Raw genomic sequence first — 23,790 nt, forward strand, 5'->3', positions numbered from 1 at the left:
TGATAGCCAATAAACTAGCACATAGTCGGCTCAAAATAAGCATTACAACGCAAACTTCCTTTGTAATTTGGCGCTAAAACGAGTAGATTGCGCGCTCAATTTTTGTGCGAGTATCTGTTTGTGATTTCTGCTTCTAATATCACCATGCAATTTGGTGCGAAACCTCTGTTTGAAAATATATCGGTCAAGTTTGGCAATGGCAATCGCTACGGTCTGATTGGCGCCAACGGTTGTGGTAAATCGACCTTTATGCGCATTCTCAGTGGCGAGCAAGAGCCGTCGGCGGGCAATATTTCGGTCGAGCCGAATATGCGCGTAGGTAAATTACGCCAAGACCAGTTTGCCTATGAGCAATACAGCGTCATTGATACGGTAATTATGGGGCACGAGCATCTGTGGCAGGTGAAAGCTGAGCGTGACCGCATATACTCCGACCCAGACATGAGCGAAGAAGACGGCATGAAAGTGGCCGATCTTGAAGTAGAATTTGCCGAGATGGATGGTTACACCGCTGAATCGCGAGCCGGTGAATTATTAATTGGTGTGGGTATTCCAGTCGAACAACACTATGGCTTGATGGCAGCCATTGCGCCCGGCCTTAAATTGCGGGTATTACTGGCCCAGGTGTTGTTCTCTAACCCCGATATCATGTTGCTCGATGAGCCGACCAACAACTTGGACATCAATACCATTCGCTGGTTAGAAGAAGTGCTCAACAGCCGCCAGTGCACCATGATCATTATTTCTCACGACCGCCACTTCTTAAACAGTGTCTGTACGCATATGGCTGACATTGACTACGGCGAATTGCGTGTTTACCCAGGTAACTACGATCAATATATGTTTGCTGCCACCCAAGCGCGTGAGCAGTTACTCAGCGACAACGCCAAGAAACAAGACAAGATTGCTGAGTTGCAGAGCTTTGTGAGCCGCTTCTCGGCCAACGCCTCAAAAGCCAAGCAGGCAACGTCACGCGCTAAGCAAATTGAGAAGATTCAGCTTGCCGAAGTGAAAGCCTCAAGCCGCGTCAGCCCCTATATTCGCTTTGAGCAAGACAAAAAGCTGTATCGTTTAGCACTAGAATTAGAGGGCGTAAACAAAAGCTTTGGTGACTTAAAGGTATTGAAAAACCTCAGCGCCATTATTGAAGTAGGCGAAAAAGTGGCAATTCTCGGTGCCAACGGTATCGGTAAAACCACCCTGCTGAAGTGCCTGATGGGCGATTATCAGGTCGATAGCGGGCTGGTGAAATGGTCTGAGAACGTCAATATTGGCTACTATGCACAGGACCACGCCTACCTCTTCAAAGACCGCATCAGCGTGTTTGATTGGATGGCGCAATGGAAACAGCCATACCATGATGAGCAAGCAGTGCGTGGTGTTCTTGGCCGCATGCTGTTCTCACAAGACGATATCAAAAAGCCGGTGACCATTCTTTCTGGTGGTGAAAAAGGCCGCATGATTTTCGGTAAATTAGCGCTGCAAAAACCCAATGTGCTGGTCATGGATGAGCCGACCAACCACTTGGATATGGAATCGATTGAGGCACTCAACTTGGCGCTTGAGCATTACCAAGGCACCGTGCTCTTCGTCAGCCATGACCGCGAGTTTGTGTCGTCGTTAGCAACCCGAATTATTGAAATTACTGAGCATGGTTTGCGTGATTTCGTCGGCACCTACGACGAATACCTCGCCGCCCAGCAGCGCGCTGGTTAAAACCAATCGCGCTGCATGCTAGCCCAACTGTCATTGAAGCTTTGTAGCTGGGGTAGTTGGGCTTCTGCCAGTGGCAGCTCCCATTCAATTTGGTAGCGGGCAGCGTGCAATTTGCCCTGTAACCATGGGTCATCGGCGCTGCTGCTTGCGAGTGCTTGCTGAGCCATTTCTAGCCATAACCAGCCCACCACATACTGGCTCATTACATCGAGGAATATCGCTGAGTTAGCGAGAGCTTTATCAACCTCACCTTGCTGTAAGGTCTGCCCCAGTGTCAGCACTGTGTGCATAAATTTCTGCAACGATTGACCATACTGGGCGCACAACGGCTGCAACTGCGAATGCTGTTGCGCTTGTTGCAAGGTGGCTTGCATGCGCTGGAACAACAGCTTCTGCCCACGCCCTTGATGTTGCCACAGTTTACGCCCCAATAAGTCCAGCGATTGAATGCCGTGGGTACCTTCGTGAATCGGGTTCAAACGGTTATCGCGATACAACTGCTCCACTGGATATTCGCGAATATAGCCCGCACCGCCAAGAACCTGAATGGCTAAGTCGTTGGCTTTGGGACCGTAATACGACGGATAGGATTTTACAATGGGGGTGAGTAAATCCAATAAGATACCGGCGTCTTCATCGTGGTTGGCTTCGTGATCATCGACTAAGCGCGCCGCCAATAAACACAGTGCAAGGCCGCCCTCCACGTAGGTCTTTTGCTGCAGCAGCATGCGTTTTACATCGGCATGCTCAACAATGGCGAGCGGTTTACTGGCTGGGTCTTTATTGGTTGGAGCACGGCCTTGTGGCCGGTCTTTGGCGTAGGCTAATGATTCGAGGTAGCCACGATAACCAATCATGGCGGCGCCCAAACCCACGCCGATGCGGGCTTCGTTCATCATTTTGAACATATAACTCAAGCCCTGCCCGGCTTCGCCGACTAAATAGCCATGGCAGTCATCTTGCTCGCCAAAACTGAGTACCGTGGAGGTGGTGCCGCGATAGCCCATTTTGTGCAGCAGCCCGGCCAGCTGCACGTCGTTACGCGCCGCCAGCGAGCCATCCTCATGCAGCCGGAACTTCGGCACAATAAACATAGAAATACCCTTCACCCCAATCGGCGCACCCTCAATACGCGCCAGCACCAAATGCACGATGTTCTCGGTGAGATCTTGATCGCCACCGGAGATATACATTTTTTGGCCTTTAATGCGGTAGTTGCCATCACGGTGTTTGATGGCTTTGGTGGTGAGATCACCGAGCGACGAGCCAACGTCAGGTTCGGTCAGCGCCATGGTGCCGGCAAAGCGGCCATCCAGCATAGCGGGAAGATACAGCTGTTGCTGCGCGGAGGAGCCAAAGGCGCGGATCACGTTGGCGGCAGCACTGGTCAAAAATGGGTAGGCCGCGCTGGCGGGGTTGGCCGCCATAAAGTAGGCATTGCAAGCCATATGAACCAGCGCAGGCAACTGCATACCGCCGTGTTCATAGTCTTGCCGTGCTGATAGCAGCCCAGTGTCGGCAAACTGCTGCCAAGCGACTTTCAGCGCTGCAATGGTGGTCACTGTGCTGCCGTCGAACTGCGGCTCGTGGGCATCGGCTTGCTGAAAATGTGGCAGAAAATAATCTTCTGCAACCCCTTTAGCGGTCGCTAAAATCTGCGCGAAACTCTCCCGATCATAATCGCTATAGCGTGGGTATTGGCTAAGTTGCTCAGCACCAAACACCTGATACAACAAAAATTCAAGGTCGCGCTCGGCAACTAGTCGTGACATGGTTAATTCCTTATGTGTTATGGCCGCTGGCTAAGCCGGCCGCTGACTACATCAAATTGATACTGAATAGCTTCTGTTAAGGGCTCACTGCTGCTGGAACGCGCGGAACCGTCATAGTCCAACTCTGCAGTACTGGCAAACTCGAGGGTGTGCCCTTGCCAACCCTGCAGCTCAAAATCACCTGGGTAGGGGTTGAGCTCATGCAGCGCCTGATACACGCCTTGCTCGAGCAACAGGCGTAAATCAATAATTTCCAGCAGCGGGTGCCCTTCGCCAACAGAGATCACCGCCAAATACTGATAATCGCTATTGGCCGCTAACTCGGCAATAAACTGAAAACCGGCCAAATCACTACCGAGCATGCGATTACCGCCATCACCCCCGACCACGTACCAGTGACTGCTGCGATCGGCCAAATTGATCACTAACAGCTCAGCGCTATCGCCCACTTTGGCGGTAATCACGTCATAGCCTTGATTGGTGGCATGGCTACTGCCACTAATAACTAGCCACAAGGCCGCACATAACACAACACAACGGGTCAACATGATGATTCTCCTTGCAGGTTCAGCGCAGGCGCTAAACACTGCTGCAGATGGTGCGCCCAAAACTGCGGCGCATGCGCCATAGTGGCGGTACCAATGGTGATCTCACAACAACTGCAATCGCGCTGCTGTGATCGTGACGGCGGTAACAGCAGAATACCGTGCTGCTCGGCATAATCGACGACCAATGCCAACAATTGCTGCGGCGGAATAGGAATATGCAGATGAAACATTGCCGCTTGGGGTGGCATTGGGTTGATCACCAGCTGGCTGATATCACTGAGTGCTACTGCCAGTCGCTGAGCATAAGCCACCGCCGTGGTCATACTACCCAGATAGAACTGCAACCCTTGTTGCGCTGCTAGCACCAGCGGATACACACTGGCGAGATTACCACCAGCGCGGCGCGCCCAAATCTTCGCCGTGGCAATGAAATCGGCATCAGCGGCCAAAATGGCACCACTAATACCGCCTAAATCTTTATACAAACTAACGTACACGCTATCTGCTAAGGCGGCAATATCGGCTAAACTGCGCTGGTAAAAGCCCGGGCACTGCCACAACCGTGCGCCATCGATATGCACGGCGATACCCTGTTGTTTGGCCCATTGCGCTTGTTGGCACAGATCCTCCCACGGCGGCAATTGGCCACCTATTTCGCGCGCCGGTAATTCCACCACCAGCGCCGCAATAGTCGCGACTTGTGCCGCCGACAGTGCGGTTAAATCGGCGCTCAGAATAGGTCGATCGGCCGCACCTACCCGCTGCGCTGTTAAACCCCACAAGTGCTCCATACCCTGTTGTTCATGCAGCAATAAATGCGAGGTGGCATGCAACGCCACCCCGGTTTGCTGGCGGGCATCGGCATGAATGCGCAGCGCTAACGGCTGCGCTAAAGTACCGCTGGGTAAAAATAACGCTGCCGGTTTGCCTAACAACGCGGCGATATCGTCTTCCAGATCGTTGATCAGCGCACCGCTGCCGTACACATCAGCGTGGCTATAGTGTTCGGCTTGCTGAGCCAGTTGTTTGAGAGTTTCGGCCATACTGCGCCAAGGGTGCCGAAACATGCAGCTACTCGCCTGTTGCTGCGCCTGCTGGTAGCGAGCTAATAACTCCTGGTAGGCACTGTGCTCAAACATTAGTCGGCCAAATCGCAGCTTGATGACTTAAATTCAAGGTCAGGACTTGGACCAACCCAACCACGCGGCATAGTGCTTTTTTTACGCTCAAACTGGACGATGCAGGTTTCGGCATAACGCACCGTGTAATCATCCATCGAGATACTGTTGAGCATATCGCCAACCTCACGGTGTTGGTTGATAAAGTCAATCATCACCTCTAAATCGCGGCGATTTTGCGCATACGGCGGCAATGCGGCTTGGGCGACGGCTATGGTTGCCAAAATTGAGCTCATCATGACCAGTTTGTAACGCATGGGGCGCGCTCCTGTATTGGGTTAGTCTGACGCAACGCTAGTGGATGGCTGTTGACGCTGCCATGAATAGAGGTACAACGCCACTTGCCCAATCACAGTCACGGCGAAGGCTCGACCAAAAAACTCGTTATCGATGAACAACATAATAATGGCAACTACCACAGCTATTGGCATCAACGTAGACCAGTTATGACGCTGATAACGACGCGTCAATACAATAACCGGAGCGCCCAACAACAGCCATCCGATGGCTGATATTGCTGCATAAAATATAAAAAAATAGGGTAGAAACAACAGCCAACCGCCGATTAAATCAGCGAGATCATGGTTCCAGCTCGACACTAAAAAATAGATCAACAAATAGCCGAACCACAGTAACGCGCCCCGGCCGATGGCACCGACCACTGCAACCAATGTTGTACCGCGATCGTTCGCATCAGTGTCAGTCATGGCTTGAAAATACCAATGATGTTGCTGGCGCTGGGTACCGCCTCTGCGGCCTCGGCAGGTTTGCCATCGCGGCCTTCAAAATGGTGACCGCAGGCCACGCAGAGCACCTGCTCATCGCTGCCGCTAACAGTTAATTGCAAGGTATCCGTGGCTTTGCAGGCTGGGCAAGTAGCGCCAGCGATAAAGCGTTTACGTGGTTTACTCATATTCACCTCAAGTGGCTTCGTGTATGATTGTGGCAGATTTTCAGCAAAAGTGTAGCCGCATACGGCAGTTAGGAACGGATATGATCAACATTCGCGCAATGGCGCTGATGCGCGGTGGCAAACCTCTTCTGCAACATACCTCATTGAGTATATTCCCCGGTCATCATGTTGGCCTGGTTGGGCGTAATGGCACCGGCAAATCTTCATTGTTTGCCCTGCTGCGGGGTGAGCTGCAAGTTGAGCAAGGCAGCTGCGACTTGCCCAGCCAATGGCGCATTGCCAGCGTGAAACAAGAAACCCCAGCGCTGCAACGCTCCGCCATTGATTACGTGCTTGATGGAGATACTGAATTGCGCGCATTGGAACAACGTCTTGCCCAAGCTGAAGCTGATCATGACGGCGTGGCGATTGGGGCTCTGCATGACCAATTGGCCACTATTAGTGGCTATGACGCCCATGCCAGAGCCGCCAGCTTGCTCGACGGTTTGGGCTTTAGCCAAGAGCAGATCAACCAACCGGTAGCAGCTTTTTCCGGTGGCTGGCGGATGCGCTTGAACTTAGCCCAAGCGCTGATTGCGCGTGCTGATTTGCTGTTGCTCGACGAACCCACCAACCACTTGGATGTGGATGCGATATTTTGGCTGGAAGACTGGCTAAAACGCTTTCCGGGCACCTTAATTGTGATTTCACACGATCGTGACTTTTTGGATGCGGTGGCCGAACAGATTATTCACATTGACCATCAAACCGCCACCAGTTACAGCGGTAATTACTCCAGCTTTGAGCGCCAACTCAGTGAGCGCTTAGCACAACAACAAGCGCAATTTGACAAAGAACAAGCGCAGCGCAAGCATCTGCAGGCCTACATTGACCGTTTTCGCTATAAAGCCAGCAAAGCACGCCAAGCCCAAAGCCGTATCAAGGCGCTGGAGCGGCTGACTAGTGCGGCGCCATTGCTAGCCGAAAGCGGCTTTCAGTTTAGTTTTCGTGAACCACTGGCGCTACCCAACCCGCTGCTGACCTTAGCCCGCGTGCAAGCTGGGTATGGCGACAAAGTAGTGCTGCGTGACATCAAATTTAACTTAGTGCCAGGCAGTCGCATTGGCTTGCTGGGTCGTAACGGCGCCGGTAAATCCACCTTAGTGAAATTATTAGCCGGCGAGCTCAAAGCTCAGGCTGGTGTGGTGGAGCTTAGTAGCGGCGTGCGCTTGGGCTATTTTGCCCAACATCAGCTGGAATTGCTGGACGTCAACGCCAGCCCCTTGCTGCATTTACAACGCCTTGATGAGCAGGCCAGCGAGCAGCAACTACGCGACTTTATTGGTGGCTTTGGTTTTTCGGGCGATCAGGCCTTAAGCCAAGTAGGCCCAATGTCAGGCGGCGAAAAAGCCCGCTTGGTGCTGGCCTTGATTGTTTACCAACGGCCTAATCTGTTGTTGCTGGATGAACCCACCAACCACTTAGACAGCACCATGCGTGAAGCCTTGGTGTACGCCTTGCAAGATTATCAGGGTGCCATGGTGATTGTGTCGCACGATCGGCACTTGCTGCGCACCACCGTGGATGAATTCTATTTAGTGGCTAATCAGCAGGTGCAGCCGTTTGCCGGTGACCTTGATGACTATCATGATTGGTTGAAACAGCATGTCGCACAACCACTGTTAACTAGCGCCGCGCAAAATGCCAGTGCACCATCACGTAAAGATGAAAAACGCGAAGCGGCGCAGCGCCGGCAAGCATTGAAGCCGCTCAAAGACGCGTTACAAAAAGCCGAGCAAACTATGACCAAGCACGAACAAGCGTTGGCTGTGGTGACTGCGCAACTCGGCGACAACGATATCTACCATGCCGATCGCAAAGCGCAACTGACGCAACTGCTGGCGCAACAAGCGCAGTTACAACAGCAGCTAGAGCAGGCGGAATTAGTCTGGATGGACGCCGCTGAGGCCCTACAACAGGCCGAGGCTGAGTAAATGGAAATTCCATGGCAACAATTAGACCCAGATACCCTCACCAATGTGCTGGAAAGCTTTGTACTACGTGAAGGTACCGATTACGGTGAAGAGGAAAAAACCCTCGCCGAGAAAGTTGCTGACGTACGCGCGCAATTGGCCCGCAACGAAGTGGTGTTAGTGTATTCGGAGTTACACGAAACGCTGACGATTATGCCACGCCAGGGCCGCTAAACACCTGCTGCCATGGCACCTGCTGATCACCGAGCACCATAAAGTTGGGATTGCCCAAGTTGGCTTCTTGGTTGTACGTCAATGGCTTAAATTGGTCGCTGACAATGCGCCCACCGGCTTCGCCGACAATCACTTCGGCGGCTGCGGTATCCCACTCACCCGTGGGGCCAATGCGCATAAAGCAGTCGGCACTGCCCTCCGCCACCATACAGGCTTTGAGTGAACAACTGCCGCGTGCAACTTGCTGATAGCTGCGATTAGGGTTGAGATGGGCGAGCACCTTCTGCTGTGCTTGACGGCGACTGATGGCAACCACGACAGGTTCTTGCTCGGGTTGCTGAAATGGGCGGACCGTCAAACGCTGTTGCCCCTGCTGGTCATAACGCCAAGCCCCCGCTTCACGTTGCGCCGCCCACAAACTATCGTGCACGGGTGCATAGATCACCCCGATAATCGGCTGATGGGCTTCAACCAGCGCAATCACCACAGCAAAGTCGCCACTGCCGGCAATAAACTCTTGAGTGCCATCAATCGGGTCGATCAACCAATAGCGTGGCCACTGCTGCCGTTCGGCAAAGCTTAAGTGACTGCCCTCTTCAGACAATACCGGAATATCGGGTGCCAGTTGCTGCAGGGCGTCGACAATCAGCCGGTTGGCGGCAAAATCCGCACTGGTGACTGGCGAATCATCAGTTTTGGCGAAGGTTTCAAAGCTTTGGTCTTGGTACAGCTCCAGTACCAAGGCACCGGCTTCACGGGCAATTTGCATGGCGCCTTGCAGCCATAATTGACGTTGCGCCTCGGAACTTGGGCTTGCGCTAAACATCAGCGTTGTTGCTCGCGCTGACGCAGCATCAGCAACAACGCGGCAATACTGCGCGCTTCGGTAAAATCGTCTTGCTCCAGCAGCGCCTCTACCTTGTCTAAGCGCCACGGCACTAATTCCAGCGGTTCGGGCTCATCACCGGGCAGCTGCTCGGGGTATAAATTGCGGGCGATATAAATATGCATGGTGGCGGAAAAAAACTGCGGCGCCATGGTGACACTCTTAAGCGGCACTAACTCACGCGCACCGTAGCCAATTTCTTCTTTTAATTCACGGTTGGCAGCTTGCTCTGGAGTTTCGCCCTCATCAATCAACCCTTTCGGGAAGCCGAGCTGATAATTGTGGAGGCCGGCGGCGTACTCGCGCACCAGCAATAAGGTGTCATCATCGAGAAACGGAACCACCATAACCGCACCACGGCCACTGCTTTGCATGCGCTCAAACTGCCTTTCCACGCCATTGCTAAAGCGTAAATCAATGGCTTCGATACGCAATAAGCGGCTGCGCGCCACTACGGTTCGGGTCAATATCTCAGGGATCTGTTTATGCGCCATAATGATTCCGTAATGCTGGCTCAACGGCTGTTTTTAGTGACTGATGTTGGTTACTATAACGACAAAATCAGTGACCGTACAATGATTAACAACCCGAAAAGGATAACCACCATGAGCCAAGCGATAAGCGACTATGATGCAGTAGTCATTGGCAGTGGCCCGGGCGGCGAAGGCGCGGCCATGCAACTGGCCAAAAATGGCCGCCGCGTGGCCATGATTGAGAAATATGAAGCCTTAGGTGGCGGTTGCACGCACTGGGGTACGATTCCTTCAAAAGCCTTGCGCCACTCAGTCAGTCGCCTGATTGAATACAACAATAACCCATTGTTTAGCTTGGATAGAGTTCAGAGAACCATGCCGTTCTCGCAAATTTTGCAACATGCCCAAGGGGTGATCCGTAAGCAAGTGCAGTTGCGCAGCAGCTTTTATGAGCGCAATGGCGTGGTGGTAATGCATGGCACCGCCAGCTTTAATAGCCCGCATGAAATTGCCGTGACCCAAGCAGATGGCACAGTGGAATTGATTCGCACCAAACAGGTGGTGATTGCCACCGGCTCGCGCCCTTACCACCCCGACGATGTCGATTTTAGCCATTCACGGGTGTATGACTCCGACACCGTGCTGAACCTACACCACGAACCGCGCAGCATTATTATTTACGGTGCTGGGGTGATTGGGTGTGAATATGCCAGCATCTTCCGCGGCCTTGGGGTAAAGGTTGATCTGATCAATAGTCGTGAGCGCTTACTATCATTTCTAGATGCCGAAATATCTGATGCTCTGTCGTATCATCTACGCAATAGCGGGGTGGTGATTCGGCACAATGAAGAGTATCAGCGTATTGATGCTCACGATAACGGTGTCACTTTATATACTCAGTCGGGTAAACGTATTGATGCCGATTGCTTGCTATTTGCCAACGGCCGCTCCGGGAATATTGAAGATCTCAAGGTTGAGCGAATTGGCTTAAAGCCAAATCATCGCGGTCAGCTAGAGGTGTCGCACCTTTATCAAACCAGCATTGAGAACGTTTATGCGGTTGGCGATATTATTGGCTACCCATCACTGGCCAGCGCCGCTTACGACCAGGGCCGAATTTGTGCCACTGCAATGCTGCACGGTGAATGTACGCAACGCCTAAATAGTGATATTCCAACCGGTATTTATACCATTCCGGAAATCAGTTCTGTGGGTAAAACCGAAGAAGAGCTGACGGCACAAAAAGTGCCTTATGAGGTTGGCCGTGCACAATTCAAGCATCTAGCGCGAGCGCAGATTTCTAACATGGCGGTGGGTAGCCTGAAGATTCTATTCCATCGTGATAGTAAAGAGGTGCTGGGTATTCATTGTTTTGGTGAGCGCGCGGCAGAAATTATTCACATTGGCCAAGCCATTATGGAACAGAAAAATGGCGGCAATACCATTGAGTATTTCGTCAACACCACGTTTAACTACCCGACCATGGCAGAAGCGTTTCGGGTGGCCGCACTCAATGGTCTAAACCGCATTCGTGGCTGAGGATGTGGGTAATTCTACCCGCACCTCAAGACCACCCAGATAAGCACTACGACCGAAACTGATGCGGCCCTGATGACGCTCAACAATGCGTTTCACAATGGCTAGACCGAGGCCTGAGCCGCGGCTAGCGCGAGCACGATCGCCTTGGGTGAACGGTTGCACTAAGCGTTCAATGTCAGCCGCGGCAATACCCGGGCCGTTATCCGCAACGGTAAACCACACCCGTTTGGCAGCACGGTTGTATCCGCTGATGATATGGATTTTACCCTGACCATAACGTTCAGCATTTTCCAATAAGTTCACCAATACGCGTTTAATGGAAATAGCGCGCACACAGGCTTGTGGAATATCGCCATAATCCACCGCAATGTCACTTTGCCAGGATTCAGGCACATGACCGACCACATCCTCAATCAGGTAGTTAAGGTTTTCGGTGTCATTATCCGATGAGCTATCAATGCGCACATAGTCAATAAACTGGTCAATGATGGCGTTCATATCATCAATGTCATTGATGATACCTTCTGCTAAATAGTCTTCATTGGGAGGCATCATTTCGGTTGCGAGCCGAATGCGGGTGAGTGGCGTGCGCAAGTCATGGGATACGCCAGCCATTAATAGCGCACGATCCTGCTCTAGTTGCTGCACACCCTTGGACATTTGGTTAAACGCGCGGGTTACTGCAATCACCTCAGTAGAACCGCGTTCGGGCAACTGTTCTGGAAACTCGCCTTTACCGATTTGTAGTGCTGCTGCTTGTAACGCTTTCAGCGGGCGGTTCTGCCAGTTGGTAAACACCATTCCGCCGAGCACCGACAGCACACCAATTAGAATGAGATAAAACAACAGCGGAGAAAAACGCGCTTCATCGAAACTATCAAGATCCATGCGCAACCAGTAGTCGGGCATGTTATCGGTGCGGATCCAGACTTGATAATAGGCACCTTGGGATATGCGCACTTCACTGTCGGCATCGAGTAACTGACTCATTTGTGCGGATAAAAAATTGTAACTGACGGTTTGCGCTAAACCTTGCTGCAACGCTTCGGCTTGGTTGAACACTTTAATACCGGCGGCATTACTGTACTTTATCGCGAGGTCGCGTTTTTCCGCCGAGTTAAGACGGCTATTAGTCAGCCATTCATCCAGCAATAGTACGCCCTGCACCTGCCGCGCCACCACCGAGCTAATTTGCTGCATGCTCGGTTTCACCACATACAGGCCAACCATCACATAGGAGATGACTTGGTTAATTAATAATAGGCAGGCAATCAGCGCTACGGTACGAGCAAAGGCCGAGCGCGGCAATATACGCATTTAGCTCTTATTCTCACCATCAGGGACAAACACATAACCTAAGCCCCACACGGTTTGGATATAGCGTGGGTTGACTGGGTCCACTTCGAGCATGCGCCGCAAGCGCGATACCTGCACGTCGATGCTACGCTCCAAGGCGCTATAATCGCGGCCACGTGCTTGATTCATTAGCTTATCGCGCGACATGGGTTGACGTGGGTGGGTGACTAGGGCCTTTAATACTGCAAACTCACCGCTGGTGAGCGGCATCGGTTGATCACCCTTAAACATTTCGCGGGTGCCTAGATTCAGACGAAACTCGCCGAAGCTGACCGTTTCATCGGTACCTGCAGGTGCGCCTGGGATTTCCTTACCACGCCGACGTAATACCGCACGGATACGCGCCAGCAGCTCGCGGGGATTGAACGGCTTGGCTAAATAGTCATCAGCGCCGAGTTCGAGGCCAATAATACGATCGACTTCGTCGCCCTTGGCGGTCAGCATGACGATTGGAATATCATTGTTCTTTTGCCGTAAGCGCCGGCAAATCGATAAGCCATCTTCACCGGGAAGCATCAAGTCGAGCACCATCAAGTGGAAATTTTCGCGCTCTAGCAAACGGTCCATTTGCTCACTTTGCGCCGCTGAGCGAACATAGAAACCTTGCTCGGCAAGGTAGCGCTCAAGCAAACTACGTAGCCGCGCATCATCGTCAACGACCAGCACTTTAAAGGTTTCTTGTGTCATTCCCTGCGCTCCAAAAAGTAGCTCCGATGAGCCTCATGCACCCACTATAAAAGAAGCGTTGCTATTTGCAAACAACGCCTTGTAACAGTGCATAGGAATTTGTATCTAAATGTTGTCTGGTGCAATCCAACGTCAATGCATTAGACGTATTCACTACACTTCCAGCATGACATGAGCTCTGACGTTGTGACTATGATAAAAAAGCAGCATCTGCCAAGCAAGGTATGTGTGGTGTGTGAACGGCCGTTCAGTTGGCGTAAAAAGTGGCAGCGCGATTGGGAGCAGGTGAAATACTGCTCCCAACGCTGTGCCAGTCAACGCAAGAAAGTGACTAGTTCTTAACGAACTCGTCGAGCCAGGTGACGGTTTCCCAGAGCATATGCAACACCGACTCACGAGCGCGGTAGCCATGTGACTCGAGCGGCAACATCACCAATCGCGAGGTACCGCCTAGGCCTTTGATGGCTTGATATAAGCGCTCGCTTTGCATGGGGAAGGTGCCCGAATTGTTGTCGTTCATACCGTGAATCATCAACAGTGGCTCGTTGATTTTGTCGGCGTGGAAAAACGGCGACATGCGCACGTACAAGTCGGCATCATCCCATACTGTGCGTTCTTCACGCTGAAAACCAAACGGCGTCAAACTACGGTTGTAAGCGCCGCTGCGAGCAATACCGGCTTTGAATAAGTCACTGTGAGCCAAAATATTGGCAGTCATAAAGGCACCATACGAATGCCCTCCTAGAGCAACCCGCTCAGGGTCGAGAACACCCCGTTCAACACCGGTCTTAATCACTGCCTCGCCATTTAAGATCAGCTGCTCAATAAAGGTATCGTTGGGCAATGCATCGCCTTCACCAACAATCGGCATAGTCGCACTATCAAATACTGCATAGCCTTGCGTAGCTAAAAACTGCGGCGCCCAATAACTAATGCGATTGAAGCGATACGGTGACCCACTGACTTGCGCGGCGGCGGCAGCACTGCGATATTCACGCGGATACGCCCACACAATACCCGGTAATGGACCATCACGCTCAGCCTCATAACCCGCTGGTAAGTACAAAGTCGCCGACATAGCCAAGCCATCAGCACGCTTGTAGGTGATCAGCTCGCGGCTTATACCTAAGGTATGCGGCATTGGATGTGCGGTTTCGGTTAACGCGCGCAGGCTATTATCCGTCACGCTACGCAGATAAAAATCAGCGGGTTGATCGGTGGCTTCACGCTGGGTCAAAAAATGTAACTTGGTGGCATCTATCAGCGCTATCGCATCTTCATAATACGGCGCTTCTGAACGCCATAAACGCTCGCTGCTACCATCAGCTAGGTTATAGCGATCAATAAACGGACGATCACCTTCGGCTGAGGCGCCATTACCGGTTAACAGCAGCTGCTGGCCATCGAGTTGCAATAACCGACGACCATTGCGCATCACCGTAAACGGCTGGCCGGGGTCGTTATAACGGTCTTCCCATGAGCGCTCCCACACCAATTTCGGTGCTTTTTTACCAGTACTGTCAAGCAACCACAGCTTCTCATTACGATCGGCCCACCAACGCTCCCACACCAAGACATTCTCGGCATCCGCAGCTAATAACCGCGCGTAGCGCTTGCTCATGTCGAGCAGCTTTTGCGGCTCACCGTCGAACGGTGCTGGCAATTGGAACAATTGGTCGCGAACCTCGGCTGCGACAGCTGGGTCGCCGCCATCAGTGGCTTGTGCCCACACTAGGGTAGCATCTGCATCATTGCGCCAGCTAATGCTGCGGCGGGTATCCACCACTGCGTCAAAGGCAATCGGTAAATTGTCGGCTAACGGTTGATCAACCACTTGATATACCGGCTTACCGCGTTCGGTCCAAACATCCGTAGTACGAGCAAAGCGTGAGCTCGGTACCGCGTACGAATACGGCGCTTTGAGGCGCGTAACCAATAAATATTTAGCATCTGGTGACAGGCTGAAATCGTTGATCAACGCCGGTTCACCGATAAAACGCTCTTTCGCATTGACGCTGACATAAGTCAGTTGTGAGGTGAAATAGTGCTCAAATAACGCTTCATCATGCTTGCTTTGCAGCAAGTCTTGATAGGTCCGCCCCGGCGCTGTGCGGCCGCGGCTCTCAGTGATCACTGGCCCTTGTGGCACAGGGTTGGCTTTAGGTTCAGCGGGATAATCTTTCGGAACCCGCAACACGAACATACCTAAGCTGTCGCTGCGCCATTCAATTTGTGCGCCCCAGGTGGCATTCACACTATCACCGCCTAGCTGCCGCGCCCGACCCAACTTAGCATCCACATACCATAAATGCACTGCGGTTGGGTTCATCTGCAAGAATGCGAAACCATTACCGTTGGGAGCCCAAGCTAAACCAATTGCTTTGAGATCTTTGGGTAAACCAGTGATAGCTTTACTGTCGCCGCTAGCTACATCGACCAAACGAAAGTTGTTGATGTAGCGCGCTTGGCTCACGGTAAAGTTAGCCGGGTTAATACGGCGCCCAGCAAGTTTGTACTCACTCACGGCTAAATCAGCAATTTCCGGCAGTGCCGGATAATCGGTGACTAATAAAGTTTTACCATCCGGGCTTAAACTACCGCCTGGCGATGGGGCAGCATCGACGATATCGATAATTTCCTGCGCCGGCTTTTGATAGTCGATCTTGACTGGGTTAGCCGTCGCCAAAGTGGTACTGAGCAATAGTGCGGTGGCACCAAACACAGCAAAAGTTGAACGTAGCATCACAAACTCCAAACGCTGTGGTCAGCGCGTTAAACGGAATACAGCCCTAGGGGCAGATTATTGTACAAGTTTAAGCTACCATAATTTACTCATAAGTCAGCCCTAAAAAGGTCACATAGACCGCAGCAGAGAGGGCATTGACCGCATACCCGCGGTGATCTAGCGCGGCCGATTGTACGTAACCGCCAACACGCAACGATTCAGGACGATTCTGCTATGTCGACGCAATTATTTACCCAAACTGATATTAGCCAACTGCCTTCGCGCTACCGTGCCCATTTCATCAATAGTTTGTCGGGCTTTAAAAGTGCTAATTTACTCGGCACCGTCGACACCCAGGGGCGCACCAATTTGGCGATGATCAGTTCGGTGGTGCATTTGGGGGCTGACCCCGCTTTGATGGGTTACATCACGCGGCCGCACACGGTCACTCGCCACAGTGTCGAGAATATCGTTGCCACCGGCGTGTATACCTTTAATCAAGTCAACAGTCTGATGCTGCCGGCGGCGCATCAATGTGGTGCCAAATACCCACGCGAGCTATCAGAGTTTGATGCGACCGGTCTGAGCGAAGGCTATGTCGCCGGCTTCGCCGCACCCTATGTGCAACAAAGCGCCATTAATATTGGTTTACGACTGGTGGAAAAGGTACCGATCAAACACAACGGCACCGAGTTAGTGATTGGCCAGATTGAGTGGGTTCGCCTACCTTCGGCGGTGGTCGCCGAAGATGGCTACGTTGCGCTGGAACTACTCGACACCTTGGCGGTATCAGGCCTCGATGGCTATCATCGTACCCAGCGCATCGCCCGCTTCAGCTACCCAGAACCTGACCAGCAGCCACAGGAACTGGATTCGCTGTAGACGCTATTACCAGGTGAGATTGGTCTGGCAATTCTGCCAAGAATCGATCCAACCCCATTCAGTAGCGGGCTTCACACGTAAAGTGTTGTGCCCCGATGTCCGGAAGAAAATCGATGCGTAGCCAACCCACGTCTTCTGACCTGGCTCAATACGGTAGATCTCTCGATAATGATAGTTATCGGCGCTAATACTTGCAAAATCTAGTCGAAAGCAAAGTGTCTTTGAGCGATTGTTAGTAACATAAAAGTCAAACTTTGAGCCCACGTGAGCGCCGCTAAAATTGTCATAAGTATCGGTTTGATACTGTTCTATATACATACCGTTGCCTGACGTGCTTGATTGCAGAAAGGTGTTCTCGCTCCAAGCTATATCTTCCATGACTTCACACCCCATCAGAACAATCGAGGAAACTCCAATAATGAACCTACGCCGCATTGCTTCTTCTCCAAAATGAATAATTACTAAAGATATAGTTTATACCGCCCAAAATATACAACTGGTTCATGCACAAATCTTAAGTTTTCGCTAAGAATTCATCGCTACTATCGCCTAACTCCTTAACCCAGCAGCTGCGTGGAGCGCATTTTTTATCGACGATATCTCCACCGCAGTTATTTGTAGCGTTGTGGCATGGCTAATTTTCAATGGTAACACTCATGATAAAACGACCCTTTAACCTGAAAGCTTGGCAAGTAATCATTGTCATTTCGCTGTGGCTGACGTTTACCTACAATGGTGCCTTACTGTACGCCATGCAGGAACACTATCAATTGACCAGCGCCGCCCCAGTGATCGCTTTGACTGCGGTTATGCTGCTGCTCAACGGACTGTTCGCCACCTTGATGATCTGGCCGAAAATTTGGCGATTTAGCGTCGCTGTCGTGGTGTTTTCGTCTGCTCTAGCGCTCTATTTTCAGCAACATTACGGCATCTTGATTGACGCTGATATGCTTATCAATGTGCTTGAAACGGACGCTTCAGAAAGTTCTTCGCTGGTGACTCTGTCGCTGCTATTTACTTGTGTGCTCTGGGGCGTTGTACCAAGCTTGTTGTTGCGCCTGATAACCATTGAATGGCCGTCGAGAAAGCGCCATGTAGTGCTTCACCATACGCTTTTGCTGAGCGCACTCTTGGTTGGCTTGATGAGCGTTATTATGGTCTGGTATCAGCCGCTGGCCTCGCTGGTACGAAATCATCGTGAACTCAAACATCAAGTTATCCCTGTCAATTGGGTCAGTGCCGCGGTCAGTGTGGCTAATTCTCAATTTCATAGCGCTCCCAGTTACATCGACCTGACCGCGACTGCTGAAAAAATATCAACCATGACGGCAACTAATCATCGCGTTTTGGTCTTAGTGATTGGTGAGACGGCCCGCGCTGATCATTTCTCTATCAATGGCTACGCTCGCGATACTACACCACGCTTAAAGCAGCTGAGTGAGCAGCATAAACTCATCAATTTCGGGGCTATAGCTGCTTGTGGCACGGCAACTGCCACCTCGGTGCCGTGCTTGTTGAGCTACCAAACTCGTGAGGCGTTTGATCCTGAAAGCGCTCGCAACTCGTCCAATGTGTTGGATATCGCGCAGGCCGCCGGCTACTCAGTGATTTGGATTGATAACAACTCTGGCTGTAAGGATATGTGTAACCGTGTTGCCACAGTCAACACCAGCGATCACCGTGACGACCCATTGTGCGTAGACTCCGATTACTGCAATGATGGTATTTTGGTCAAACAACTACAACACCAGCTTGCGCACATTAGCAGCGATACGGTGATTGTCCTGCACATGATCGGCAGTCATGGACCCGCCTATTATCGGCGCTCTTTACCGAGCGATAAAATCTTTAGTCCGGAATGCACAAGTAGCAATTTTGAACAATGCAGTACAGCAGAGCTGGTTAATAGCTACGATAATTCATTACGCACCACAGATGATGTTATTGCTGACAGTATTGCCGTGCTAAACAACAGTACCTACGAGAGTGCGCTGCTGTATGTGTCCGACCATGGTGAGTCACTGGGTGAGAACGGAACTTACTTGCACGGAATGCCCTACTGGCTTGCTCCGGCAGCACAGCGAGAAGTACCGATGGTACTATGGTTGTCAGATTCTTACGCCCAACAAACGCAGCTACGGCCTGAATGTCTCTCGCCTAGTGCCGACCAAGCGCTAAGCCATGACCATATTTTTCATAGCTTTTTAGGGCTCTTACAGGTGACAAGCTCGCTGTACCGCGCTAGCTTAGATGTCACTACATGGTGTGGATAGACAAATGCGCATACTACTCGTTGAAGATGATCAGTTGATTGCGATTGGCATTGTCAATGGCCTGACCCAGCTCGGTTATCATGTTGATCATTGTGTGACTGGCAAACAAGCCGAAGCGGCCCTACGTAGCGACCAGTTTCAATTGCTTATTTTCGACCTTGGCTTGCCCGATGGCCTAGCCATACCACTGATCCATCGACTGAAGCAACAGGGGCTCGTAGCGCCTATCTTGGTGTTAACAGCGTGGGATCAAATCGAACGAAAAGTCGCTGCACTAGATGCCGGAGCTGACGATTACATGGTCAAACCATTTGATTTACGCGAACTCGAAGCTCGTATTCGCGTTTTGGTCCGGCGCCAACAAGCTCGCCCAGATGATTTATTAGAGTATGGTGGTGTGGTTATGGATCTCGCCCAGCAACACGTTAGCTACCAAGGTAAAAATATTGTGTTAACGCGACGCGAATGGTTGTTATTGAAGGAATTCTTACTTAATCCAAAGCGAATATTGAGTCGCGAACGACTGGAGTCGGTTTGCTATGGCTGGGATGGTGACGTTGAAAGTAATACCGTAGAAGTTCACATCCATCATTTACGCAAAAAGACCGATAAAAACTTGATCCGTAACATCCGCGGTATGGGCTATATGCTTGCTGCTGAGACTCTTCATGATGACCATTAAATCGTTACGAGCGGCACTACTCATTGGAGTCAATACTGTTGTCATTAGCATTTTGGCCATTACGGCGTGGGCGAGCTATCGCAACACGGTGCACGAGCTAGATGAGCTATTTGATGCTGAACTGGCGCAAACCGCCCGTTTGATTAAAAGCCTGACCCATGACCAACAATTTCTGAATGAGGATCAGCAACTGCTGATTATCGAGCTACCAAAATTTATTGACGATGATCTGTTATCCAACGATGGTGATGGCTATCGAACCTTAGATGGGCACAAATACGAGACCAAACTTGGCTTTCAAGTGTGGCGTGATGCCAACCTAATTCTGGCGTCGGAAAATGCCCTTGGGGAACCGTTGGCACGCTTTAGCCCTGGCTATCAAGAGCATCTGCGAGAGCAACAAACCTGGATTAGTTTTAGCCATTATGACAACACCACCGGGCTGTGGATATTTACTGCGCAACGCGAGGATATTCGTTCGGAACTCAGTGGCTACTTAGCCCGTGATCAGCTCTTGGCATTGTTTATGACCTGGGTACCCATTTCACTTGGCATCCTTTGGTTGGTCAACCGTGTATTACAACCCGTTCGGCGCTATGCCAAGACACTTGGTCAGCGTCGTGCCGATCAGCTGCAGCCAGTGATTGAATCACTACCGGCAGAAATCGAGCCAATTCGCATAGCGGTGAATAGCCTATTGCAGCGCATCACCGAACAACTTGAACGGGAGCGACGCTTTATCAACGATGCCGCCCATGAATTAAGAACGCCATTAGCGGCGTTGAAATTACACGCTGAGCAGTTGCCCGATCGGCAGCACCCAAGTTGCAAAGCAGTTCGTCAAGTATCTCAACGCATGAATCATTTGATTGAACAACTGCTGATCTTGGCTAAGGCAGATTCTCCCAGCGCCCATTTAGGGGCTTTACAGGCGTTTAACCTCGCTGAACTGGTTGAGCAAGTCATCAGTGACTTGCCCATTGACGCGGTGGAAACTGCCGAATGGAATCTGAGTATCTCAAGTCAGCTGAACGGTCGCGGATACCCAACACTACTCGGTTCGGCATTGCGTAACCTGATAGAAAATGCCCTCAAGTACAGTGGCGATCAACCGATGATTAAGATTGTCGCCGAAATCCACGATAATCACTTGCAGATCATGATAGCCGACGACGGCCCGGGCGTAGATGCTGGGCAAATTGCGCATTTAACAGAGCGTTTTTACCGTGCCGAGCAACACCGTCAATTAGCCAATGGTGCCGGTTTGGGTCTGTCAATTGCTGCGCGCGTAGCACATTTACATGGTGGCGAGTTAATCTTTGAGCCCAACCAGCCGCATGGTCTGCGGGCGATTTTATCTATTCCGAATTAAAACAGTGCGATAACCCGTTAAGTTTACCTTAAGTTTACCTTAAGTTTTTAGCGACATCATGAGGCATTCTCTTTCACTAGGAATGCTTCATGACATCATTTCGTGCCGCTATTGCGCCTTATCGACCTCTGCTTACGTTATTAGGGGTGGGTTTAATTATTCTGACCCTCAGTCGCGGCGTACTGTTTACCCTGTATAGCGATCGGGTTAGCGCCGCGGGGTGGTGGCCACTGCTGATGCTGCAGGGTATTCGTGCCGATCTGATCATGCTCGGCTACTGGAATCTGCTGGCATTACTGGTGCTGCCCATTTTTATCCTGCTGAAGGCAGAGCTTGGCTGGCGACAATTTAGCCGTTGGTGGTTGATTGCTGTATTGGGTGTGACGCTTGCCATGGAGCTCATGACACCAGCCTTTATTGCCCAATATGATGTCCGCCCCAATCGTCTTTTTATCGAATATTTGGGCTACCCAGCGGAAGTATTCAGCACCTTGTGGAACGGCTTTCGTGGTTGGTTGCTGATAAGTATTGCCGGTATCAGCGTGGGCTGGTTTAGTTTGCAAAAGCTAGCACAACGAAGCGCTGCCAAAACAACGCTGCGCAACCGTGCTGGCAGCCTCTGGTTATGGCCGGTTGTCGTGCTGCTTACCATCATGAGTATTCGCTCCAGTTTTGATCATCGCCCAGCCAACCCCGCACTATTCGCTGTTACTGCTGATCCACTGGTTAATTCATTGCTATTGAGCTCCACCTATTCGGTGCAATTCGCGCTCTACAATATGCGTCACGAGGCCGATGCTAGCCGTATTTATGGTGAATTATCCGATCAGCAACTTGTCGAATTTGTGCGTCAACTGCCTTACTTTAACGGCGCTCAATTTATTGACCCGGAACTACCCACGTTGCATTGGCAAACACCCAGTCGAAACCGCGACAAGCCACTCAATATCGTCATTATTTTAGAGGAGAGCTTAGGCTATGGTTTTGTTGAGCGTGGTTTGACGCCAAACCTAGCCGCTTTAAGTGAACAGGGTTGGTGGTTCGAACAGATGTATGCCACTGGCACTCGCTCGGTACGCGGTATCGAGGCTGTAGTAGCCGGTTTCCCGCCGTCGCCGGCACGCAGTACGGTGAAATTATCAGGTTCGCAACAAGGCTTCTTCACCATCGCTGATACGCTCAAGCAACAAGGCTACTTTACCGAATTCGTATACGGCGGCGAAGCGCATTTCGATAATATGCGGAGCTTCTTTACTGGCAACGGCGTGCAGTCAATTATCGACCAAAATAGCTTTGTTGACCCGCAGTTTGTCAGTAGCTGGGGCGTTAGTGATGAGGATCTTTTTGCCATGGCACATGAACGCTTGAGCACGCTGCATCAGCAAGGGCAACCATTCTTCAGCTTGATTTTTAGCTCCTCAAACCATGAGCCTTTTGAGCTACCAGAGGGCAAAATCGTTGCGCCTGATGGACCACTGCAATCGGTTGATAACGCCGTCCGTTATGCCGATTTAGCACTGGGACAGTTTATTCAGCAAGCGCGCAGCAGTGCCTATTGGCAGGACACCTTGTTCTTAATTGTGGCAGATCATGATAACCGTGTTTATGGTGACCAACTTGTTCCTATTGATAAATTTCACATCCCTGCGGTGATTGTCGGGGCTGATCTTGAAGCGAAACGGTTGGCAGCGATAACCAGTCAAATTGATCTGGCGCCAACGCTGCTATCTTTGGCCGGAGTTGCCGCAGCAATCCCAACCATCGGGCAAGATTTAAGTGCACCTAATGCGCAACCCGCTAATCGTGCACTGTTACAGTTTAACCAAACCTTTGCGCTACTTGAGGGCGATGTAGCAACCATATTGCAGCCTGAAAAACCGCCAGTCAGCGGCCGTTACGACCTGTCCTCGCGGCGTTTAACGCCGACGGCATTGAATCCGCAACAGGCAGAGCGCGCGCTGCACTATGCGCTGCTCGCGAACTGGCTGTATCAACGAAAAATTTACCACAGCCGCGCGGATACGGCTGAGAAATCGCAATAAAGCATTGAGCTAGCACCGACAATTTCGCACAATAGCGGCTCTGAAATAATTGAGCTGCTATGTGCTATGCCTACTTCGTTAATTACCCGCGCCGGTTTTGAGCGGTTACAACGTGAACTCGACCAGCTCTGGCGGGTTGAGCGTCGTGAAACGACTGAGAAAGTGGCCTGGGCAGCAAGCTTGGGCGACCGCTCAGAAAACGCCGACTACAAATACAATAAGCAAAAGCTGCGACAAATCGACAAGCGCATTCGCTTTTTGCAAAAGCGCTTGGAGCAGCTGAAAATTGTCGACCCTGCACCCAGTCAAGCCGGCAAAGTGTACTTTGGCGCGCATGTTGAGTTGCAAAACGACGCCGGCGACACTCTCGCCTTTCATATTGTCGGGCCTGATGAAATTTACGGGCAAGCCAATGTGGTGTCTATTGATGCACCAATGGCGCGCGCTGCACTCGGCAAACAGGTTGACGATGTGGTCACGGTGACTACCCCAAGCGGTCACAAAACGTGGTACATTAGCGCCATTCATTACTAACCATTTTCGATTCGACATGGCCGCGT

The 23,790-nt window shown here is 51.4% G+C and carries 22 protein-coding genes; 11 read left to right on the plus strand and 11 right to left on the minus strand.

The window, feature by feature from the left end; translation table 11 throughout:
- The first annotated feature begins 120 nt into the window (after positions 1 to 120).
- Positions 121 to 1,716: an ABC-F family ATPase gene (locus EFO84_RS05905; RefSeq protein WP_127347133.1), complete on the plus strand. Its 1,596-nt coding sequence runs from the start codon at positions 121 to 123 to the stop codon at positions 1,714 to 1,716.
- On the opposite strand, the gene EFO84_RS05910 is transcribed toward EFO84_RS05905, so the two are convergent.
- The 6 genes from EFO84_RS05910 to EFO84_RS11880 are packed head-to-tail and all read right to left on the minus strand — an operon-like array spanning position 1,713 to position 6,127.
- Entirely contained in the window at positions 1,713 to 3,488 is a 1,776-nt protein-coding gene (locus tag EFO84_RS05910; RefSeq protein WP_127347134.1) for an acyl-CoA dehydrogenase, read from the minus strand. The two genes, EFO84_RS05905 and EFO84_RS05910, sit on opposite strands and share 4 nt — an antisense overlap.
- Before the next feature lie 17 nt (positions 3,489 to 3,505).
- On the minus strand, positions 3,506 to 4,036 hold the full coding sequence (locus EFO84_RS05915; protein WP_127347135.1) for a hypothetical protein: 531 nt from the start codon (positions 4,034 to 4,036) through the stop codon (positions 3,506 to 3,508).
- Positions 4,030 to 5,175, minus strand: coding sequence for a threonine aldolase family protein (locus EFO84_RS05920; protein ID WP_240642651.1), 1,146 nt, complete (start codon positions 5,173 to 5,175; stop codon positions 4,030 to 4,032). The genes EFO84_RS05915 and EFO84_RS05920 overlap by 7 nt, the downstream gene beginning before the upstream one ends.
- On the minus strand, positions 5,175 to 5,471 hold the full coding sequence (locus tag EFO84_RS05925) for a ssr3402 family protein (protein WP_127347136.1): 297 nt from the start codon (positions 5,469 to 5,471) through the stop codon (positions 5,175 to 5,177). Before EFO84_RS05925 ends, EFO84_RS05920 begins: the two co-directional genes overlap by 1 nt.
- Before the next feature lie 21 nt (positions 5,472 to 5,492).
- Positions 5,493 to 5,921 carry a hypothetical protein gene (locus EFO84_RS05930; RefSeq protein ID WP_127347137.1) on the minus strand — a complete coding sequence of 143 codons (429 nt, stop codon included), beginning with the start codon at positions 5,919 to 5,921 and terminating at the stop codon, positions 5,493 to 5,495.
- Complete coding sequence (locus EFO84_RS11880; protein WP_127347138.1) at positions 5,918 to 6,127, minus strand: YheV family putative zinc ribbon protein; 210 nt, start codon at positions 6,125 to 6,127, stop codon at positions 5,918 to 5,920. Before EFO84_RS11880 ends, EFO84_RS05930 begins: the two co-directional genes overlap by 4 nt.
- A gap of 80 nt (positions 6,128 to 6,207) precedes the next feature.
- Here EFO84_RS11880 and EFO84_RS05940 point away from each other — a divergent pair, with 80 nt between their 5' ends.
- Entirely contained in the window at positions 6,208 to 8,100 is a 1,893-nt protein-coding gene (locus tag EFO84_RS05940) for an ATP-binding cassette domain-containing protein (protein ID WP_127347139.1), read from the plus strand.
- A complete protein-coding gene (locus EFO84_RS05945; protein ID WP_127347140.1) occupies positions 8,101 to 8,313 on the plus strand; it encodes a YheU family protein in 213 nt (70 codons plus the stop codon).
- On the opposite strand, the gene cysQ is transcribed toward EFO84_RS05945, so the two are convergent.
- Together cysQ and nudE are read right to left on the minus strand one after the other, a co-directional pair.
- Positions 8,291 to 9,139: a 3'(2'),5'-bisphosphate nucleotidase CysQ gene (gene cysQ, locus EFO84_RS05950; RefSeq protein ID WP_127347141.1), complete on the minus strand. Its 849-nt coding sequence runs from the start codon at positions 9,137 to 9,139 to the stop codon at positions 8,291 to 8,293. The genes EFO84_RS05945 and cysQ overlap by 23 nt on opposite strands.
- The gene (nudE, locus tag EFO84_RS05955) at positions 9,139 to 9,693 is read right to left on the minus strand and encodes an ADP compounds hydrolase NudE (RefSeq protein WP_127347142.1); all 555 of its coding nucleotides are present in this window, start codon (positions 9,691 to 9,693) and stop codon (positions 9,139 to 9,141) included. The genes cysQ and nudE overlap by 1 nt, the downstream gene beginning before the upstream one ends.
- 111 nt (positions 9,694 to 9,804) lie before the next feature.
- Between nudE and sthA the strand changes: the two genes are divergently transcribed.
- Entirely contained in the window at positions 9,805 to 11,211 is a 1,407-nt protein-coding gene (sthA, locus tag EFO84_RS05960; RefSeq protein ID WP_127347435.1) for a Si-specific NAD(P)(+) transhydrogenase, read from the plus strand.
- On the opposite strand, the gene envZ is transcribed toward sthA, so the two are convergent.
- Both envZ and ompR read right to left on the minus strand, forming a co-directional pair.
- Positions 11,191 to 12,528 carry a two-component system sensor histidine kinase EnvZ gene (gene envZ, locus EFO84_RS05965; RefSeq protein ID WP_127347143.1) on the minus strand — a complete coding sequence of 446 codons (1,338 nt, stop codon included), beginning with the start codon at positions 12,526 to 12,528 and terminating at the stop codon, positions 11,191 to 11,193. The two genes, sthA and envZ, sit on opposite strands and share 21 nt — an antisense overlap.
- Positions 12,529 to 13,254: an osmolarity response regulator transcription factor OmpR gene (gene ompR, locus EFO84_RS05970; RefSeq protein WP_127347144.1), complete on the minus strand. Its 726-nt coding sequence runs from the start codon at positions 13,252 to 13,254 to the stop codon at positions 12,529 to 12,531. It lies immediately after the preceding gene.
- 195 nt (positions 13,255 to 13,449) lie between these two features.
- On the opposite strand from ompR, the gene EFO84_RS05975 reads away from it, so the two are divergent.
- Positions 13,450 to 13,596: a DUF2256 domain-containing protein gene (locus EFO84_RS05975; protein WP_127347436.1), complete on the plus strand. Its 147-nt coding sequence runs from the start codon at positions 13,450 to 13,452 to the stop codon at positions 13,594 to 13,596.
- On the opposite strand, the gene EFO84_RS05980 is transcribed toward EFO84_RS05975, so the two are convergent.
- Positions 13,586 to 15,997: a S9 family peptidase gene (locus EFO84_RS05980; protein ID WP_127347145.1), complete on the minus strand. Its 2,412-nt coding sequence runs from the start codon at positions 15,995 to 15,997 to the stop codon at positions 13,586 to 13,588. The two genes, EFO84_RS05975 and EFO84_RS05980, sit on opposite strands and share 11 nt — an antisense overlap.
- A gap of 216 nt (positions 15,998 to 16,213) precedes the next feature.
- Between EFO84_RS05980 and EFO84_RS05985 the strand changes: the two genes are divergently transcribed.
- From EFO84_RS05985 to greB, 6 genes are all read left to right on the plus strand, one after another.
- Positions 16,214 to 16,861: a flavin reductase family protein gene (locus EFO84_RS05985; protein ID WP_127347146.1), complete on the plus strand. Its 648-nt coding sequence runs from the start codon at positions 16,214 to 16,216 to the stop codon at positions 16,859 to 16,861.
- A 656-nt stretch (positions 16,862 to 17,517) separates the two neighbouring features.
- A complete protein-coding gene (locus tag EFO84_RS05990; protein WP_164742391.1) occupies positions 17,518 to 19,134 on the plus strand; it encodes a phosphoethanolamine transferase in 1,617 nt (538 codons plus the stop codon).
- A 4-nt stretch (positions 19,135 to 19,138) separates the two neighbouring features.
- Positions 19,139 to 19,816: a response regulator gene (locus tag EFO84_RS05995; RefSeq protein WP_127347148.1), complete on the plus strand. Its 678-nt coding sequence runs from the start codon at positions 19,139 to 19,141 to the stop codon at positions 19,814 to 19,816.
- Positions 19,803 to 21,188 carry an ATP-binding protein gene (locus EFO84_RS06000; RefSeq protein WP_127347149.1) on the plus strand — a complete coding sequence of 462 codons (1,386 nt, stop codon included), beginning with the start codon at positions 19,803 to 19,805 and terminating at the stop codon, positions 21,186 to 21,188. Before EFO84_RS05995 ends, EFO84_RS06000 begins: the two co-directional genes overlap by 14 nt.
- Before the next feature lie 89 nt (positions 21,189 to 21,277).
- Positions 21,278 to 23,230: an LTA synthase family protein gene (locus EFO84_RS06005; RefSeq protein WP_127347150.1), complete on the plus strand. Its 1,953-nt coding sequence runs from the start codon at positions 21,278 to 21,280 to the stop codon at positions 23,228 to 23,230.
- 66 nt (positions 23,231 to 23,296) lie between these two features.
- Positions 23,297 to 23,764, plus strand: a complete 468-nt coding sequence (greB, locus tag EFO84_RS06010) for a transcription elongation factor GreB (RefSeq protein WP_127347151.1) — start codon at positions 23,297 to 23,299, stop codon at positions 23,762 to 23,764.
- Positions 23,765 to 23,790 lie beyond the last annotated feature (26 nt).

The sequence above is a fragment of the Pseudidiomarina mangrovi genome, from assembly GCF_003999375.1.
GTDB classification, from domain to species: domain Bacteria; phylum Pseudomonadota; class Gammaproteobacteria; order Enterobacterales; family Alteromonadaceae; genus Pseudidiomarina; species Pseudidiomarina mangrovi.